General features: G+C 47.6%; 14 protein-coding genes. 2 read left to right on the forward strand and 12 right to left on the reverse strand.

Features of this window, described 5'->3' with window-relative positions; genetic code table 11:
* Positions 1-31: 31 nt before the first annotated feature.
* The 6 genes from DC345_RS27755 to DC345_RS27780 form a co-directional block, all read right to left on the reverse strand.
* Positions 32-853: a polysaccharide deacetylase family protein gene (locus DC345_RS27755; RefSeq protein ID WP_113055904.1), complete on the reverse strand. Its 822-nt coding sequence runs from the start codon at positions 851-853 to the stop codon at positions 32-34.
* A gap of 69 nt (positions 854-922) precedes the next feature.
* On the reverse strand, positions 923-4,273 hold the full coding sequence (locus DC345_RS27760; protein ID WP_113055905.1) for a glycosyl hydrolase: 3,351 nt from the start codon (positions 4,271-4,273) through the stop codon (positions 923-925).
* A 232-nt stretch (positions 4,274-4,505) separates the two neighbouring features.
* Entirely contained in the window at positions 4,506-6,011 is a 1,506-nt protein-coding gene (locus DC345_RS27765) for an extracellular solute-binding protein (RefSeq protein ID WP_113055906.1), read from the reverse strand.
* 18 nt (positions 6,012-6,029) lie between these two features.
* Complete coding sequence (locus tag DC345_RS27770) at positions 6,030-6,917, reverse strand: carbohydrate ABC transporter permease (protein WP_113055907.1); 888 nt, start codon at positions 6,915-6,917, stop codon at positions 6,030-6,032.
* Positions 6,918-6,956: 39 nt separating this feature from the next.
* Positions 6,957-7,886: an ABC transporter permease gene (locus DC345_RS27775; protein WP_052016746.1), complete on the reverse strand. Its 930-nt coding sequence runs from the start codon at positions 7,884-7,886 to the stop codon at positions 6,957-6,959.
* A 331-nt stretch (positions 7,887-8,217) separates the two neighbouring features.
* Positions 8,218-10,620 carry an AraC family transcriptional regulator gene (locus DC345_RS27780; RefSeq protein ID WP_113055908.1) on the reverse strand — a complete coding sequence of 801 codons (2,403 nt, stop codon included), beginning with the start codon at positions 10,618-10,620 and terminating at the stop codon, positions 8,218-8,220.
* Positions 10,621-10,850: 230 nt separating this feature from the next.
* On the opposite strand from DC345_RS27780, the gene DC345_RS27785 reads away from it, so the two are divergent.
* A complete protein-coding gene (locus DC345_RS27785) occupies positions 10,851-12,206 on the forward strand; it encodes a dipeptidase (RefSeq protein WP_113055909.1) in 1,356 nt (451 codons plus the stop codon).
* On the opposite strand, the gene DC345_RS31535 is transcribed toward DC345_RS27785, so the two are convergent.
* The 5 genes from DC345_RS31535 to DC345_RS27805 all read right to left on the reverse strand — a co-directional run bounded on the left by DC345_RS31535 (position 12,192) and on the right by DC345_RS27805 (position 15,893).
* Complete coding sequence (locus DC345_RS31535) at positions 12,192-12,440, reverse strand: hypothetical protein (protein WP_146752169.1); 249 nt, start codon at positions 12,438-12,440, stop codon at positions 12,192-12,194. The two genes, DC345_RS27785 and DC345_RS31535, sit on opposite strands and share 15 nt — an antisense overlap.
* A 159-nt stretch (positions 12,441-12,599) precedes the next feature.
* Entirely contained in the window at positions 12,600-12,971 is a 372-nt protein-coding gene (locus DC345_RS27790; RefSeq protein ID WP_113055910.1) for a hypothetical protein, read from the reverse strand.
* A gap of 114 nt (positions 12,972-13,085) precedes the next feature.
* A complete protein-coding gene (nagA, locus tag DC345_RS27795) occupies positions 13,086-14,300 on the reverse strand; it encodes an N-acetylglucosamine-6-phosphate deacetylase (protein ID WP_258530886.1) in 1,215 nt (404 codons plus the stop codon).
* The gene (nagB, locus tag DC345_RS27800; protein WP_064635788.1) at positions 14,297-15,025 is read right to left on the reverse strand and encodes a glucosamine-6-phosphate deaminase; all 729 of its coding nucleotides are present in this window, start codon (positions 15,023-15,025) and stop codon (positions 14,297-14,299) included. The genes nagA and nagB overlap by 4 nt, the downstream gene beginning before the upstream one ends.
* A gap of 4 nt (positions 15,026-15,029) precedes the next feature.
* Positions 15,030-15,893, reverse strand: a complete 864-nt coding sequence (locus DC345_RS27805) for a MurR/RpiR family transcriptional regulator (RefSeq protein WP_113055911.1) — start codon at positions 15,891-15,893, stop codon at positions 15,030-15,032.
* A gap of 241 nt (positions 15,894-16,134) precedes the next feature.
* Between DC345_RS27805 and DC345_RS27810 the strand changes: the two genes are divergently transcribed.
* Complete coding sequence (locus DC345_RS27810) at positions 16,135-16,491, forward strand: hypothetical protein (protein WP_113055912.1); 357 nt, start codon at positions 16,135-16,137, stop codon at positions 16,489-16,491.
* Between the two features lie 506 nt (positions 16,492-16,997).
* On the opposite strand, the gene DC345_RS27815 is transcribed toward DC345_RS27810, so the two are convergent.
* A complete protein-coding gene (locus tag DC345_RS27815) occupies positions 16,998-17,222 on the reverse strand; it encodes a helix-turn-helix domain-containing protein (protein ID WP_017692532.1) in 225 nt (74 codons plus the stop codon).
* Between the last annotated feature and the right edge of the window lie 301 nt (positions 17,223-17,523).

Below are 17,523 nucleotides of genomic sequence, written 5' to 3' on the forward strand. Positions count from 1 at the left end.
TGAAAATAACGAATGATCGTCAGCTCCCTTCCTATACCTTGATTCGTTGGGTTAGACGCAATGTCTCTCCAGCCTTCACTTCCAACACCTGCTGATCTGCCGTAAACCAGACGGAGATAGCGGATGGATTGTGGATGATGGACCGATCTGCTGAACATTCCAGACGTTTGACCGCTTTCCAGTAAGCAATCACTTCGATGTTCGTCGCGTACCAGATGTCGCCCCGGCCGCCAATCTGCTCAGCAAACTTCTCTATAATCTGCCAATTGTCGTTATCATTGAATTCGTAGCTGTGACCCCATACATATAACATGAGTGGCGTACCTGTCTTCGTATGCTGGATAAATCGAGCGGCATGGGCCGTCAAATCATGGTTGTGGTGGCAGGTCGGATGCCATTCAAGGGGCCGCTCAGGCAGGGTGTACCTGCCATGGGATTCAACCGTGCGTGCATAATCGATGCCGAGCCATTCGAGCTTGGTGCTAAGAGAACGATCATAACCTCCATTCGGATAGGCCATGCCTCTTACTGGATAACCAACAAGCTGTTCCAGCGATCTCCGATCTTCCATGATCTCTTCGGTCAGCAGCTCATCCGGAACATAGGGCAATGTGGGATGGGTGACCGTATGCACAGCCACTTCATGCCCGGCATATAATTCAGCTACTTCTGTCGTTTCAATTCGGCCAGGCTTGCTCAGCGTACCGGAATTCAGATTGAATGTGCCCCGCAGCCCATGTTGATTGAAAATTCCCACCAGTCTGCGATCATGCACCACGCCATCGTCATAACTGAGCGTCAACGCCTTCATCACGCCACCCGGGTAGCGGTCAAACTGGATACGATGTCCCATCTTTTTACTCCTCCCAATTCAACTTCTTCTTCGTACTCTCCAGGAATAAATCCGTTTATCTTGAGAGGTTTATTCTTCAGCTGATCCATGGCCAGCTTCCCGCAAACTGTGGCTGCCCGAGTCAAAATACGTACCTTCCAGCAGTCCAATTAATGTATTGGTAACTCGTACTTCAATATCGTTGTCCCCTGCTCGCAGCATGGAGGCTTCTCCCGTCCAACGATATGGAGACCAGCATCGAATACCCAGACTATAACCATTCACCCGTACTTCTACCACATCCTGTACCCGCCAGTCGATGAATTCCAGGTCGAATGACGCCCTCTCTTCAGCAGGATCATCCAGCCAAAAGTTACGTTTATAACTCATCTCTCCTGCAAAGTAGGGATAAAGCGGTTGGGGTTCCGGCTGAATCCGAATCGCTGTATCCGGTTCAGGAACAAGAGAGATCATCCCCTCATGATGGAATTCCACGCCAAACCGCCCTTGCAGATACAGCGGATCAACGATACCTTCTTCATCCCTTGTGACCTGTACAGTAACGGTCATTTCATTCAGACCACTGCGCAACAACTCTGTTATATTGCAACTAATATTATGGTGATCGGTAATTTCAACCGTCTCAAATTGATCGATTCCAATCTGTTGTCCGTTGATTTCCATGGTCCAGTCACCTGATATCGCTGCCCTGTCCATGAATAACAGACATTCTGCCAATGCCGTTCTCAGCTCAAATGTAGTCGTATACTTGCACTGGATTGGATAGGCAACAGATGCTTTCTTCGGTGTACCAAATACCTGATTAAACTGGAGCGGCAGATGATGGTTCTCCGGCAATTCAGCCGCCTGGTCAATAAACGGTTTGACTGTAACATGATTACGTTCAAAAATTACACCGTTGTCATTGGAAGCCGTTACGTTGAACTCTCCCATTCGAAGTGTGTTGGCCTGCACCGTTTCCAGGCGCCATGGCCCTTCCGACGGAAGCTGAATGGTATAGGGTGCATTTTCAGTCTCAGTAACTAAACGGTCCGCTCCAGACTTCGTCCCTGTTTGGATCAGAGCAAAAGAATTCCCCTCAGATGCCTCTTGGGCATGTTGTAAAGTGAGCTTCACAGCATGGGCTTCATAGGGAGCAAGCTTTAGCGAAATGCACCACTCCCCTCCACTGCTGGTATATGGTAATGGATCACACTGTCCTGTCTCCAGATCGAGCCGTTCCGCAAGCAGAGTTGTACCCGCTGAAAGATCAACATCCGTCCATAACCGCTTGGCTACCATTTTCAATTGCCCTTCAAGGTGTTGGCCCTCCTGGTTGGACAAAAAGATTATAAACTCTCCGTCCGATAATTGACGGGTCTGCATAAGTAGCGACGCACTTTCTTCCTCCATAATCCAACAGATCGGTTCGGGCAGTACCTGATCCAGCAGCAGGGAGATCAATTCCAAGGAGAAGTCATCCCCGCGACCTGTTCCCGCAGGTAGAAAATAGGCATTTCCCTGCCCCCGTCGCCACATGGATTCTCCGCTGTCGTGATCTGTTTCTTCCGTATTGCCCCAATATGCCTCGTGCGGCTGGTTGCCTGCACCAAAGAACTTAGCAGCCTCATCTCCCGCAGGGCTCCCCGGCTGGATGGCTACATGTGGTGGCATGCCTACGGAAATGACCGTTCCTCCCTGTTCCACGAACTGTTTCACCTGCTGCCAGGCTGCTGCCTCCAGGTTCAGCATCGGTGGAAGAATCAGTACCTCGTAACGTGCAACGCCAATCTGAATTGTGCCATCGGCCAGCACAGCTTCGGCCAACAGCTCGGGGTCCAGATGGTCATAGTCACGTCTGTTTTCGAGCAAGTGGGAGCTAATGCGCATCCAGTCGTTCGTGAGACGATCCAGCTTGGTCCGTTCTGCTTCGTCCTCTCCACCATATTCGAATCCGTGAAGCGGATTGCCCATGAGGCTCCAGAACGTGGTCGTTGGATCAAGCACAGCAATTCGAATGTCCGCTGTCCCGGTGCTCATCAGATAGCTTAAACGTCCCGTGTAATCTCCCAACTGTCGGAAATGACGCCAATACGGGTTCTGTATAAACTGGGATGGCGGTGCATCATGCTTGGCAAGTCCTCCGATAGTATAGAAAAAGGCGTGGAAGTTAAAAAAGTTGGTGCCCATGGCTGCCATCCGGTCAATCATCCATTTGGCATCCTGTAAGGTCATCGACCAGCCTACACTGTGGAAGCACTCTATCAAATTACGACTTCGTCCCAACTGTCTGGCAAGCGAGCTGACCATCTTCGGATTGTCACGCATTTTTTTGCCATACCGCTCCAAAATCCAGGATAAGGGACGTCCGATTTTCTCATGCGCCGAATCTCCACCTGGCATGTGGCTGAACAACTGCGTGGTCATCCGTACCCCAGGCACTTCTGCCGCATACTGAATCCCTGCTTCTTCGCACCAGTCATGTACCTGCTTGTGATATGACTCCCTGAGCAGCAGATGTAACGACTGGTAGTAGTCATACCGGATTCGTTCTGCATCTGGGACATCACCATGCAGCAGAGCGGGTAGGGACTCGATCAGACTGTAACCACAGCGTTCGCTAAAAAATCGGGGAAGCTGTGGAGACCAAGGAATACGCCCGAGCGGTGCAATTTCATCAGAGAACATGCCTTTGATTACGCTTTCAAATCGTTCTCCAACGGCTTCCTTATACCGTTCGTGGGTCAGTTCAACAAAACGGCTCATCGCTTCTTGGTGACACGGGTCTACAAAGTTGCCGTAATATTTGAAATCATCCATCTCTTCTTCCTGAAATATAATCACGTCCCATTCCCCAGCGGGAGCTTTCCATAACAGGCGGAAAGCCGTTCGGTATGTAAAAAACCGCTTGCGATTATACGACGTGAGTCCTGTCTCCTGATATACCTGATCCGTCTGGATATTGCCGATGTTACTGCGCAAATCAATGGATTCATGCCACAATCGTTTGCCCTGCCCATCCTTGGGTATTGCCTTCGCCACTAAAATTCGACCCCACGGCAACTCATAATTCACTGTTTCTCCGCCATGAACACAAATCTGCTGATGTACCAGCTGACGCTGCTTCGCCTCAGGAAAATCAAGTGTCACCTCACCGCCGGCCATCCCGCTTGGATAGGGATACTCGTCATATAACCATACCTGCATGCCGCAGGCGGCCGCCGCCTCCACTGCAATCCGTACCTTGTCAAACCATGCCTCGGACAGATAGGGAATCTCCAGCCCCTGACGTGGACAGATGAAAAAACCACCTACACCCTGTGCAGACATTTCGGCTATTTGCCGTTTGATTTGCCCTTCTTCCATATCCCCATTCCAAAACCAAAAGGGATGAACCCGGTACTGCGCCTCGGGATTTTCAAATGCATCCCCGTTCCACATGTCGCTTCCTCCCTGTATGTGCAAGAGTGGTCGTCCATCTACCGTTAACGTTCATTTAAGTTCAAATAGGTTTGTTTCGCATTGATTATACATCAAAATCCAAAGACTGGAAGCTATAATTCACAAAAAAAGAGATGAAGATGGTTTTAATCGTCCTGAACTATGCATATACGGAAATGCCCGGCTGCACCTTTGCACTACAAGCAAGGCTGCCGGGCTCTGGAACATCAAACTACTTCAGTGCGGCGTACAGCTCATTCACTTCTTTGACATAGTCGTCGCCGCCACTACTTTTCCACAATGCAACAGCATCCTGGAAGCCTTTTTCATCAATTTGCCCCACGATGAATTTGATACGGGCATCATTGATGATGTTATCGAGCTGCGGTCCTTTCTGGGCATAAACATCGGAAATCAGTGGTTCGCCAGGATTGGCAATGACGATTTCCTCATTGGCTTTCTGCACCTGTGCAACCTTTTCGCGAACAGGTGTCTGTTGCACACGAAGGGTTCTGTCTTCGGGAACAAACATCAGAATCTGATTTAAGCCCTGTACATCTCGCAGCGCCAGTTTATCAGTGGTAGGAATGATGTAACCCTCTTTTTTCTCATACTGCTTGCCCTCCAGACCGTTCCCCAGCAGCGCCTGTAATTCAGGTTCATTTAGTTGATCCAGGAAACTCAGCACCTTCTTCAGTTCTTCTTCCGTTTTGACACTGCTTTTGGAAATGGCAATCATGCCGGAATAGCCGGATGTTGGCATATCACGTAATCCCTTTGGACCTTCCATCGCTTGAAGTACATCCACATGGCCAGTCGCTGACGGATCTTTCTCCAGTATCTTCTGATCCATCCGCTGTGCGTTATCCGCTACATCCACCATGACACCCGCCTGCCCGTTTACAAAAGGGTCAGGCAATTTCGTTGCATCCATCACGGCAAAGTCCTTGTTGACCAGACCTTCGCTATAGATTTGGCGGAAAAATTTCAGAGCTTCCATATATTCTGGAGTCTCATGTGCCGGCATTAAACCTCCGTTACCATCATCGCCCCATTTGTTGGGTGCACCAAACCAAATCTGCATATTATCCCAAGGGCCCGTGAATTTGCTCGCCACCAGACCGTAGGTATCGTCTTTACCGTTGCCGTCCGGATCATCCTTCGTGAACGCTTTCAATACATTGTAAAACTCGTCAATGGTCTTTGGCTCTTCCAGACCAAGCTTCTCCAGCCAATCCTTGCGGATCGTAACACCGTTACGTCCCAGAGCACGTGCGCGGTAGATGCCATAGGTTTTGCCATCGATTGAAGCATTGTTGGTAATAATTTCATTCATCTTGCTCAGGTTCGGATAGTCTTTCAAATAAGGTCCAAGCTCCCAGAAAGCTCCGGTACGAGCTGCATTAATAAAACTTGGGGACTTACCAAGCACAACCATAACATCTGGCAGCTTGCCCGAGGCCAGCGTGATATTGAATTTGTCCTCATAAGAGCTGCTCGGTACCCATTGCAGATTCACGTCCACCTTGGTCAATTCCTCAAGCTTCTGAATCACAGGGCTGTTATCCGGCGGATTCTCCGCTTCAAAGTTCGGAAGCATAATCGTGATCTGATCCGTGCCTCCCGCAGCTGTTCCTGAACCTGCTTTGTCCGTGGAGCAAGCTCCCAGAACGGTACTCAGCACTAATGTTGCTGAGAGTAGCAATGCGCCTTTTTTGAATCCAGTATTTTGTCCCATACGTTCTCCCCCTTGGCTTTAGCCTTTGATTGAACCTAACATGACACCTTTGGCAAAATGCTTCTGCAAAAACGGATACACCAACAAAATTGGAATAGTACCTACGACGATAACTGCCATTTTGATCGACTGCTCTGGTGGCTGTACAAAATTAGGGTCCATGTTCGCCATATCTCCGACACTGGCTTGTGAGAGCAATACGATCTGTCTCAGCATGACTTGCAGTGGCCATTTGTCGCTGTCGGAGATGTACAGGAGTGCCGAGAAAAAGTTATTCCAGTGCCCTACGGCGTAGAATAACGCAAATGTGGCAATCACCGGTTTGGATAATGGCAGAACAATTCGCCACAGTACCCCAAGATCCGAACAGCCGTCGATACGGGCCGCTTCCTCCAGCCCTGGCGGCATTTGTTGAAAAAAGTTTTTGACAACAATTAAGTTAAAAGCGCTGATCGCGCCAGGAAGCATAAGGGCCCAGTAGGAATCCAGAAGTCCAAGTCCACGAATGACGAGATAGGTCGGGATCATCCCGCCGCCAAACAACATGGAGAAAACAACCATGTTCATCATGACATTTCGGCCCCAGAAATCACTTCGGGACAGCGGGTAAGCCATCGTCAGCGTGAAGAAGAGATTGACCAATGTACCTGCAACCGTAACAAATATTGAAACGCCTATACTGCGGAAGATGGTGGACGAGGAAAAAATATACTCATATGCACTGAATGAAAACACCTTCGGAATAAGAAAAAAACTGCGTTCGGTAATCTCGGCTTCGGTCGCGAATGAATTCCCTATAATATACAGGAAAGGAAGAACGGTTAATATGCCCAGAATCCCCAGCATGACGTAATTGAAAATATCAAATACTCTGCCGGCAGGGCTGTTGTATAGACGGCTGTTCATGGGCGATTTCCTCCTTTTCAATGGATGATGAACATGCTTTTAATAGATTCCGGGGTGCCCGAATTTCTTGGCCAGTTTATTGCTGCCCAGCACCAGAATAATTCCGACCACAGACTTGAATAACCCAACCGCGGTACTGTAACTAAATGCACCCTGCGTAATCCCAACGGTGTATACATACGTATCAAATACATCTGCCACATCACGATTCAGCGAGTTGGTCATCAGATAGATCTGTTCAAAACCGGTATCCAGGAAGTTACCCAGCCTGAGAATGAGCAAAATAACAATGGTCGTACGAATCGCTGGAAGCGTGATATGCCACATGCGTCGTAATCGTCCTGCACCATCCACAATGGAAGCTTCATATTGCTCTGTATCCACACCAGCCAGTGCGGCTAAGAAGATGATCGTTCCCCAACCCATCTCCTTCCACATCATCTGAACAATAATGAGCGGACGGAATGAACCCGGACTTGCCAGCACATCAATCGGCTTGCCTGTAATCCAGGAGATCAGGTCATAGAGTACCCCACCTTGCGGAGTCAGGAATACATAAGTGATACTCGCGATAATGACCATCGAAACAAAGTGAGGTACATAGACCAGCGTCTGGATGGTCCTTTTGAAGAAAGCGACCCGGATTTCATTGAGTAACAAAGCGATAATAATCGGTGCCGGGAAAAAGAATATAAGATCATATAGGGCAAGGACGAGCGTATTTCTCAGCAATCGGAAGAAATCCGGATTGGAGAAAAAATTCGTAAAGTTCTCCATGCCCACCCATTGACTATCGCGAATGCCCAGAAAAGGCTGATAGTCCTGAAAGGCAATAACGATCCCCCACATGGGCAAGTATTTAAAAATGACAAAGTACAAAAATCCGGGAAGCACAAGCACGTACAGCCATTTATTTCGTTTGATCTGCCTCTTCCAATTGGACTCACGCTTCATCGGCAATGCGGCCATTTCCACTTGAGCTGCTGTAGCGCCATTTCCATTCCAGTCCGTCTTCCCGTTCATAATGTCTCCCCTCCCTATCTATGTAAGCGTTATCAATTTGCCTGTTATTCAGACTATACAGCTGCCCTGTTTCCGGCAACCTTCATTTTTTGCATGGTTGCGCAAAGTGGTCCGAAAGCCCGCTATAACGCTATTCCTCCTTCAATTTGAATATATTTTGGCAGAGGTTATTGCACATTTTTGCAGTATTATCCTTCTTTGTTTCCAAGGTGAAACATGAAAAGCCGGAGTCCCATGAAGCGGGATTCCGGTCGGCGCTGAAATCTTATGAACAGGTTTATTTACCCAACCATTGATCCCGATACTGGCTCGGCGTTAAACCTTCCTGTTTCTTGAAAATCCGATTAAAGTAACTGTGCTGGTATCCAACAGCGCCTGCGATATCATTGATTTTCAACGTGGTCTCACGCAGCAACTGCTTCGCCGCATCCATTCGTACTCGTGTTAAATAATCAATGAAATTCATTCCAGATACTTGCTTGAAGGCCTTGCTTAATGCATAAGGAGTCATCTGCTCCGCATCTGCACAGCCTTCCAGGGAAAGATCATTTCTATAATTCTCATCAATAAATAACATCGTACGTTCCACCACCTGCTTCAGCGGCTCATGGGATCGCATCTCGATCTCCTGCACATATGGGAGTAATACTTCTCCGATCATCCACTTCATCATTTGTTCAGGTTCCCGAATCGTGGACAACCGCTCATACATGTTGCAGCCGCCAAACAGTCTGTAAGGCGTTACCCCGGTCTGCAGCATCATATGCTGAATACTTCCCAGCAATTGAAGCATCATCTGTTGCACCTGGAATTCGGAACTGCCCGTTCGGGTGATCTCGGACATAAATTGCTCCAGTACGCGCTCAGTCTCATCCTTCTTCCCAAGTCTGATCGCCTGAAGGATCTCACGTTCCAGCCCCAAAGGGTACGAGGCTTCTTCCTTTCTGCGGAAACATTGCTCATCCTCCAGATCAAGAATCTGGCTCCCATCTTCCACGCTGCGATAGGCAACGGCCTGCTCCATCTCCATGAATAATCCCGGCAATTCCTGAGGTGAAGCGGCCGGGCGGCTCACTATCACGGTCACGTTCATTTTCAATGTCTGGCCAATGACCTTCACCAATTCCTGACCCCATAACAATGCTTGGGACTTCACAGGCTCGTCCTCGTGAGCAATCACAAGCATGGCTGAAGACAGGTCGTGAAAGTTCATTACGCTAATTTGACTAAAATAATTTTTGGCAACTTCTTCAATGATATTAACTGCCGCAAAGGTAACCAGCCCCGTGTCCTGGCTCCCAAATCTCCCCTGCAACTGGGCATAGCCCGTAAAATACATCTGGAGCAGCAAAAACTGCTGACCTTCCACCTCAAATCCAAGATTTCTCATCCGCTGCTGAAGATCCTGCTCGTTATAGGCATACAGATGGCCCTGCACCAGTTGTAGTACAAAACTGTCCCGCAAATGGGGAAGCTGTTCCTGCAATTGCCGGTGGGCGGTCAGACTCTGCGAAGTCAGTTCGTTCCACTGTTGTTCCAGCAGCTGGAATTCATCCAGTCTGTTGTCTGTTGTCGCTTCATTCCTGCCCGGTGTCAATAAATGGAGCATCCTTGCTACGGGAGAGTATATTCTGCGTGAAGCAAACCAGGATAACACCAACCCCAGGATAAGACTGCCGGTACTCGCAATGACAATAATTTTGGATACGAGCTTCACTGGCGAGGTCACCGAGGTCAGCGGAGCTGCGGAAACATATGTCCAGTCCGAATCAATCCGACTCAGTGATCCATAGGAAACCGAATAGGTTTCGTCCTCATATTTGAAAAGAAAGGAATGTGCGTCTGAATTCAGGGCAATTTCTTCTTTAAGCTGCTGCTCAAATGTAAGATCAGCCTTCCCCGCAACCGGATTACCCGTAACCAGTGTATTGCCCTGCTGGTCCATAAGAAACGTTAAACCTTCATCATATGGGGTAAGCGTTTTCAACAAACTGGCGACTTTCTCATTATCCAGTGTAATGATTAACGCACCAAATGGATTAATGCTTTCACCTGGAATCTTATGTACAAGAACCAGTGCATTACCCGGATCGGTATGCAGTATACTATCATTCGTTTGAGATGCTTTATCACTACTCTGGCTCGCAATCCAGTCTGTCCAATACACATGGTTGCCCATAGTCAAATAGCGGTCGTAGGCCTGTATTTTCGCTTCATCCTTCAACTCGTTATAATCACGGTTAAACAAAATCGGTTTCGGTTCCTGTAAATATAGCTGCGCGGATTTGATAAGCGGATGAGAGCCTTGCAACACGTAAAGTGTGGTAACAATCTCCTGGGTTTCGTTGAAATAATACACAAAATCCAGCGTTCGCAGCGCATTGCCAAACCTGGGTTCAAAAGCCCAATGGGACAAGGTCATCTCCAGATAAGCGAGTTGGTCGTCCACGTTGCGTGCCCGGTTCTCAATCTGGCTTTGGTGCATCTGATTAAATTCATTCTCCATTCGGCCAACGACCAACTGATACATCACGACGCCTGTAATCAGTCCGGGAATGCTGGCAATGAGCAGAATAAGCATCAAACTATTTCGATAAAAACGTCCTTTATGTCGTCCTGTGGTTAACGCTGGCCAACGCGTGAGTCTGCCGGACGCTCTTACCTTCCTAACCGGTTCCATCAGCGCTCACCTGCCTGCTTGCGTATGGTCTGACTGTCATGGGAACTTCCTCAACTCCCCTGCGGAATGGTTTACATGAGAATATATGGATGAAATCCGTTTCTTGTATTATACGCATAATTTCCAGGGGAATGAAACGGTATGTATCAGATCATTTTTTAACCAATGTTTTATTAACGCATCAAAATGGATTACAATAGGATAAAGCAAAACATGAAGGAGGCCTTTTAATGAAGGAACAAACTTATTTTCAAGAAAATAGAGAGAAGCACCTGGCAGAATTGAATGAATGGTTATCCATTCCAAGTATTTCAGCCATTTCAGCGCATAAAGAGGATATTAACCGTGCAGCACAATGGGCTGCAGATGCACTCACCCGTGCAGGTATGGAAAATGTAGAGGTTATTCCAACAGCGGGACATCCGATTGTATATGCAGATCACCTGCATGCACCCGGCAAACCAACCGCACTGATCTATGGACACTATGATGTACAACCTGTCGATCCGCTTAACCTGTGGGAAACACCTCCATTCGAACCTACCGTTCGTGACGGCAAACTGTTTGCACGTGGTGCTACGGATGACAAAGGACAAATCTTCTTACATATCAAAGCGGTTGAAGCACTGCTTGCCGAAAACAAGGAACTTCCCGTTAATGTGAAATTCTGCATCGAAGGCGAAGAGGAAATCTCCAGCCCGAACCTGCCGATCTATCTGAATGACAATACAGACAAGCTGCGTGCAGACATGGTACTGATCTCGGATACGTCACTGCTCGAAAAAGGAAAACCGGCGATCTCCACAGGTCTGCGTGGTCTTTGCTCACTCGAAGTGGATCTGAACACAGCCAATACTGACCTGCACTCCGGTTCATTTGGAGGCGGTGTACCGAACGCACTGCACGCATTGGTATCCCTGCTCGCTTCGCTGCATGATGAGCAAGGCCGCGTGAGCGTAGATGGATTCTATGATGGTGTTCTGCCGCTCTCTCCTGAGATGAGAGAAGAATTCGTGAAGCAAGGCTTCAATGAAGAACAGCTTCGTCAAGACCTCGGACTGGAGCAGTTGTACGGAGAAGAAGGTTACTCGTTCGTGGAGCGTGTTGGCGCACGTCCAACACTGGAACTGAACGGGGTATGGGGCGGATTCCAAGGTGAAGGCACCAAAACCGTTATTCCGAAGGAAGCTCATGCCAAAATTACATGCCGCCTTGTTGCGGATCAAGATCCACAGCAGGTACTGGACCGTATCGAAGCACATCTGCGCGCTCATGTTCAACCAGGCGCAACGCTGCATATAAAGCAGATTGAGAAAGCTTTTGCATTCAATACCGATCCTTCGGATCCAGTACTGCAAAAAGCAGCTGATGCCTATGAGCAAGTGTACGGCGTTCGTGCCCTGTTCACGAAAGACGGCGGCTCCATTCCGATCGTGGAGAAACTTTCACGCGTGCTTGGTATTCCGGCTGTTATGATGGGCTTCGGTTTGCCGGATGAGAACCTGCATGCACCGAATGAGCATTTCAACCTGGAGAACTTTGATAAAGGGTTGTTGACGATTGTTCAGTTTTTAAAAAGTTTGTAAAATATAGTTCATTTCAAAAATAAGTGCTGGAAAGCGTGCGAAGTGGCCGTTCCGGATACGAATCGTTCTTTCGATCGCTGTTATCGTCGGATTTTTTGGATTCCCCTTCTCAAAGGGTAAAATCCGACGATAGCATATGCTTCCGAAGTAGCTTTCTTGCAGAAAGCTTTTAGGCGAACGCTCCGCTTCTCCAGAATCGATTTCGTCCCCTGCACTACTTTGCAGCTTTTCCATGAACTTATTTTAAGACTGAGCTTACTTTACAAATGAAGGGTAGTAGGTAGTATATAAATATATAAAAGGGGTGTGCCGTCCATATTCATGACGACACACCCCTTTTATAATTGGTAGATCTAGATACAATAACCGGTAAAACCACGTGACATCCTCCACTTATGAGCGGAAGGTTGTGAAATTTAACATATGCACAAGCTGCATCATGTGCGTGATTTCCTGCTGAACTTCGGAGGTGTCTGTACCTGCCATCGCCAGATTGGCCCGCAGCGTTCTACGGGTGTTCAGCATACCATCGATTAATTTCATGACCGTGTTGCGTCCACGGTGATCCACAATCATGTACTTTTTGCGTGCATCCAGCTCCACCCATACGATATTGCTGAATGAGGTGAACAGGTGTCTACGGTACTGCTCCATATCGGTCTCATTGTAGTGCTCGCCATAAAAGGCAAAATATCCGTGTACGTGCAGCTTTTCCGCCAGCTCTGTGATGAACGGGTCGAATTCGAGCATAGCGTTACGTTCCATGTTTCACGCCTCCGTAATGCGTGATCCTCAGATCCCGGCTTTTTTGAGATCTATTTTAACACATTACGCAAGCTATTGCCTGTTGAAGCACACGACAACACTACAGATGTAGAATTAAACGCCGATTCGTCTTCCCTTCACCCACACTTCCTCAATTTTCAAATCACCATTCAGCAAAACGACGTCCGCTTGTTTGCCTTTAGCAAAGGAACCCGTGCGGTGATCAATGCCGAGCAGACGTGCCGGCGTCAGGCTGGCTGCCCGTGAGGCTGCATTGAGACTCAAGCCCACTTCCTGTACCAGATAGCGGAAACCGCGAATCATCGTGAGCGTGCTTCCTGCCAGTGCGCCTCCGTCTTTCAAACGTGCCACACCTTCCGTAACAATCACAGGCAGATCGCCAATTTTGTATTCACCATCATCCAGCCCGGTAGCAGACATCGCGTCTGTGATTAACACAAGCTGATCTGCTTGTTCTTTCAGTTGAGCCAAAATAGACATCGCCGCCGGATGCACATGGATACCGTCTGCAATGACCTCTGCACTGATGCGGGAATCACTAAGCACTGCGCCGGCAGCTCCGGGATTCCGGTGATGCAGCGGTGTCATCGCATTGAATGTATGCACGGCATGGTGCAGTCCGGCCTCGACCGCAAGCTGTACTTCTTCATAGGTCGCATCCGTATGTCCTAATGCTGCCGTAATTCGCTGCTCGCGCAGCCATGAAATGACTTCGAGCGCTCCCTCTCGTTCCGGCGCCAGGGTGACTTGACGGATCAGGCCCGGATATTGTTTTTCCCACGCGTCCAGCCAGGACACATTAGGCAATACAATATGATCCGGGTTTTGTGCGCCGGGCCACTTCGGACTGAAAAAAGGACCCTCCAGATGTACACCTTCCAGCTGTGCATAAGGCATGTCACCGGAACGGTAGCTGTCCACTTCAGCCAATACCCGGTCCAGACTATCTTTGGGCGCTGTCATGGACGTTGCCAGCATTGCAGTGGTCCCCTGTGTGCTGTGGAATGAAGTAATTTTATCCATCACTTCCTCACTCGCGTCCATAAAGTCTTCGCCATTGCCACCATGTACGTGGATATCTATAAATCCAGGCACAATGACGCCATGCTTGGAAACAGGCACAGATACGGCTTCACGGCGAATATGTTCAGATAATCCCTCGGGTGCGCCAGCATAAAGGATCTTCCCATCCGTCCAGACAAGTACACCATCCTCCATTACACCATCGGGCAGTACGATTTTACCTCGAAGAAGGGAAATGGTTTTTTCACTCTCTTGCTCCTGGTTTTCCATAGCTTCTACGTTCATTTCACCAGCCTCCCAGCCGCACGATCCAGCAACACGACTACATTAGGATGACATTGCAGCAGCGAAGCGGGACATTGGGTCGTAATCGGCCCCATAAAGGCTTCACGAATAATTTCGGCTTTCTCCTCACCACGGGCGATCAGCAGAATTTGTTTGGCTTTCAGAATCGTACCTACCCCCATCGTAATGGCCTGAGTTGGAACTTCATCAATATGATTAAAAAAGCGGGCGTTTGCTTTTCTTGTCTCTTCTTTGAGATCCACCACATGTGTCCGTCCTGTAAGCTCGGTTCCGGGTTCATTGAAGCCAATGTGGCCATTATGTCCGATACCCAACAATTGCAGATCTACTGGTCCACGATCATCAATCCGTTGTTCATAGGAAACACACTCCTCATTTAAATCCGAAGCCTGTCCATTCGGCACCTGGGTTCTGGCGAGATCGATATCAATATGCGAAAACAGTTGCTCATTCATAAAGCTGCGGTAGCTTTCGCGATGTTCTACAGGAAGACCGACATATTCATCGAGATTGAAGGAAGATGCCTGCGCAAAGCTGACCAAACCTTTCTGATACATAGCAATAAGCTGTTTATAGATACCTACAGGAGAACTTCCAGTCGCAAGTCCCAGTACAGCCCGGGGTTTCGTCTGAAGCAAACTGGCAATCACCCCTGCACCCGTTGCATTCAAATCTTCTTCATTTTCAAAAATACGTATATTCATCTTCTTAGGCACCTCCGTTATGTTGAACTCGATAAGACTGTACATTGTGATACGATTGTTCCAATTTGGGGATAAAACGGTCAAAGTCGGCACTAACCATGCCCGTGAACAGAATATCAACGACATGCAGCAGTGCTATACGTGAAGCCATATCGCCCCGCCTCATTCCTTCTTCCAGTGAAGACGTAAAGAGCGGAATATCCGACACCGCCGCAAGTTTGTTATTGCCATAGGATGTCAGTGAAATGGTAGAAGCTCCCGCTTTTTTGGCACAATGCAAGGCATCGATCGTCTCTGGCGTTTCACCCGAATAAGATACCGCCATCGCCACATCTCCCTCACATAGTGAAGAAGCCGACGTAATTTGCATATGTGAATCCGAGAAGGCGGTACAGCTTTTGCCGATCCGCACAAGTTTCTGATAGAAATCCTGCGTAACAATGGAAGAGGTTGCAACGCCGTAGAGATCAATGCGACGGGCATGACATAGTAACTGAACTGCATGCTCCAGCCTTCCCAGATCCAGCAAACGGGTGGTGTCTGCAATGGATGCAAGATGATTGGCTTCGATGGCTTCCACAATTTTGGATAAAGGATTCCCTGCCACGATATCCTGATAGGCTGTTTCATTGGTGGAATGGGACAATTCTGCGGCCAGCTTCATTTTGAAATCAGGAAAACCTTTGAAATGGAATGATTTGCAAAAGCGGGTTACCGTAGCCGCACTTGTTCCGCTTTGCTGTGCAAGATGGTTAATGGTCCAGCCAGGAATATCGGATGGGGACTGTAAAATCACCTCTGCAATTCGCCGTTCCTGAGACGGAAGTTCATTCAGCTCTTGCTGCAACGCATGTAGTATGGCTGCCATGAGTCCTCCTTTTATGAAAATTATTTTTATTAAATTATTATAAATAAAGAAAATTATTTTTATAATTTCATTTTAATCAATACGTTGTTGCAAATCAAGAGGATTTTAACCATGTATTCGCTGTATGTATGATGAATTTTAAAAAGGTATCTTCTTGCTTAAGGAATGGGATTCCGCTTATATTGGAGATAAACCTTGAATTGAATGTGGACATTTCATTTCTACGGAAGGAGTACACTTGATGAATCAACGACAACGTCAAAAAATGATTCCTTCCACCTGGATTATTGCCATAAAACAATCCGAAGCTCGTAAATACTATGCCCTCTATGCCGTCGACTGGAAGCGCGGAGCGCGACTGAGCTGGGAAGGTTGGAATAACCTCGCAGACTTGCTGCAATTTCATATTCCAATCAAACGTAAAACTGGTGCTACAAAATCTACGTCCCAGCCTGCTGCCAAAATCGCGAAAAAAGCACTCTATCTGCATCTAGACGAAACACAATACGGGGAATTGGAGCAGCTTTTCTATCAACCTTTTTCAAAGAAACAATGGAAATCCTTTATTGAGGTGCATTCAATAACCATATGTAGGTGAACCCTTATGCCATATACGATTACGGTTGTGATTTCCATCACGCTCTGCCCGTAGCAATCTGCACCCTTGGGATTTCTGCGGGCTGAGCCTTTTCCCAAGGGAGCGTGATGATCCATGAAATCTCAGCAAAGAAATCAAGCCTATTACAGGCATCACAGAAAGCGTGTTATTCAACGTAAAAAACAGCTTGCTGTACGATACGATTGGTCCTACAAGTTCGAAGGTATTTTTGCAAAAGGAAAAATACATTGTTCCTGTAGATGGTGCTGCGAAAAGACAAAGCGGCTAGGCTATCGAAAATCTGAGCTAACCAGAATAGCGGACTGCAATCAGCAGCTTCTGAATCCAGACTTCTGAGAATATCCATTCAAAACAAGCGATTCCTTCACGTAAGGAATTCGCTTGTTTTTGCTTTCCACCTAAAACAAAAAAGTCTTTCCCCATTCTTCATCATGAAGAATAGAAAAAGACTTTCATGCTGCTTCAATCAACTGTGCAGTATCGCGTCAGATCTTCAGTTCTCCGAGCTTAATCAGCTCTACAACTGCTTGCGAACGACCCTTAACATTGAGTTTTTGCATCACATTCGAAATATGGTTACGCACCGTTTTCTCGCTGATGAATAACTGCCCTGCGATGTCACGCGTCGTTTTGTCCTGAACCAGTAATTCGAATACTTCGCGTTCACGGTGGGTCAACAGAAATTTGCTTTTATGATCGATACCCTTCAATGTTCACCCCTCCTTGCTCGGGTTGTGTTGGTGTAACAAGGTTAAGGGGATACAGTCAACTCATCTTATGTAAGGTCAAGGGCGTTGGTTCAGTTTTATCAAAAAAATGGGCAGTGAATTGCAATTTGGATGAATAATCACTATGTAGGTACAAACGTAGTAAGCGGAAGTCGCAAATTGGGGACTAAGTATCATCTAAGCATACTATGTATCATTTTATTCATCGTTATTTTCAATAACCTTTTAAAAACAAACATGCCTCTGCGACTAATGTTGACCACCAGCGCAAAGGCATATTGTT

It is taken from the genome of Paenibacillus taichungensis (genome assembly GCF_003287275.1).
Classification (GTDB): Bacteria; Bacillota; Bacilli; order Paenibacillales; family Paenibacillaceae; genus Paenibacillus; species Paenibacillus taichungensis_A.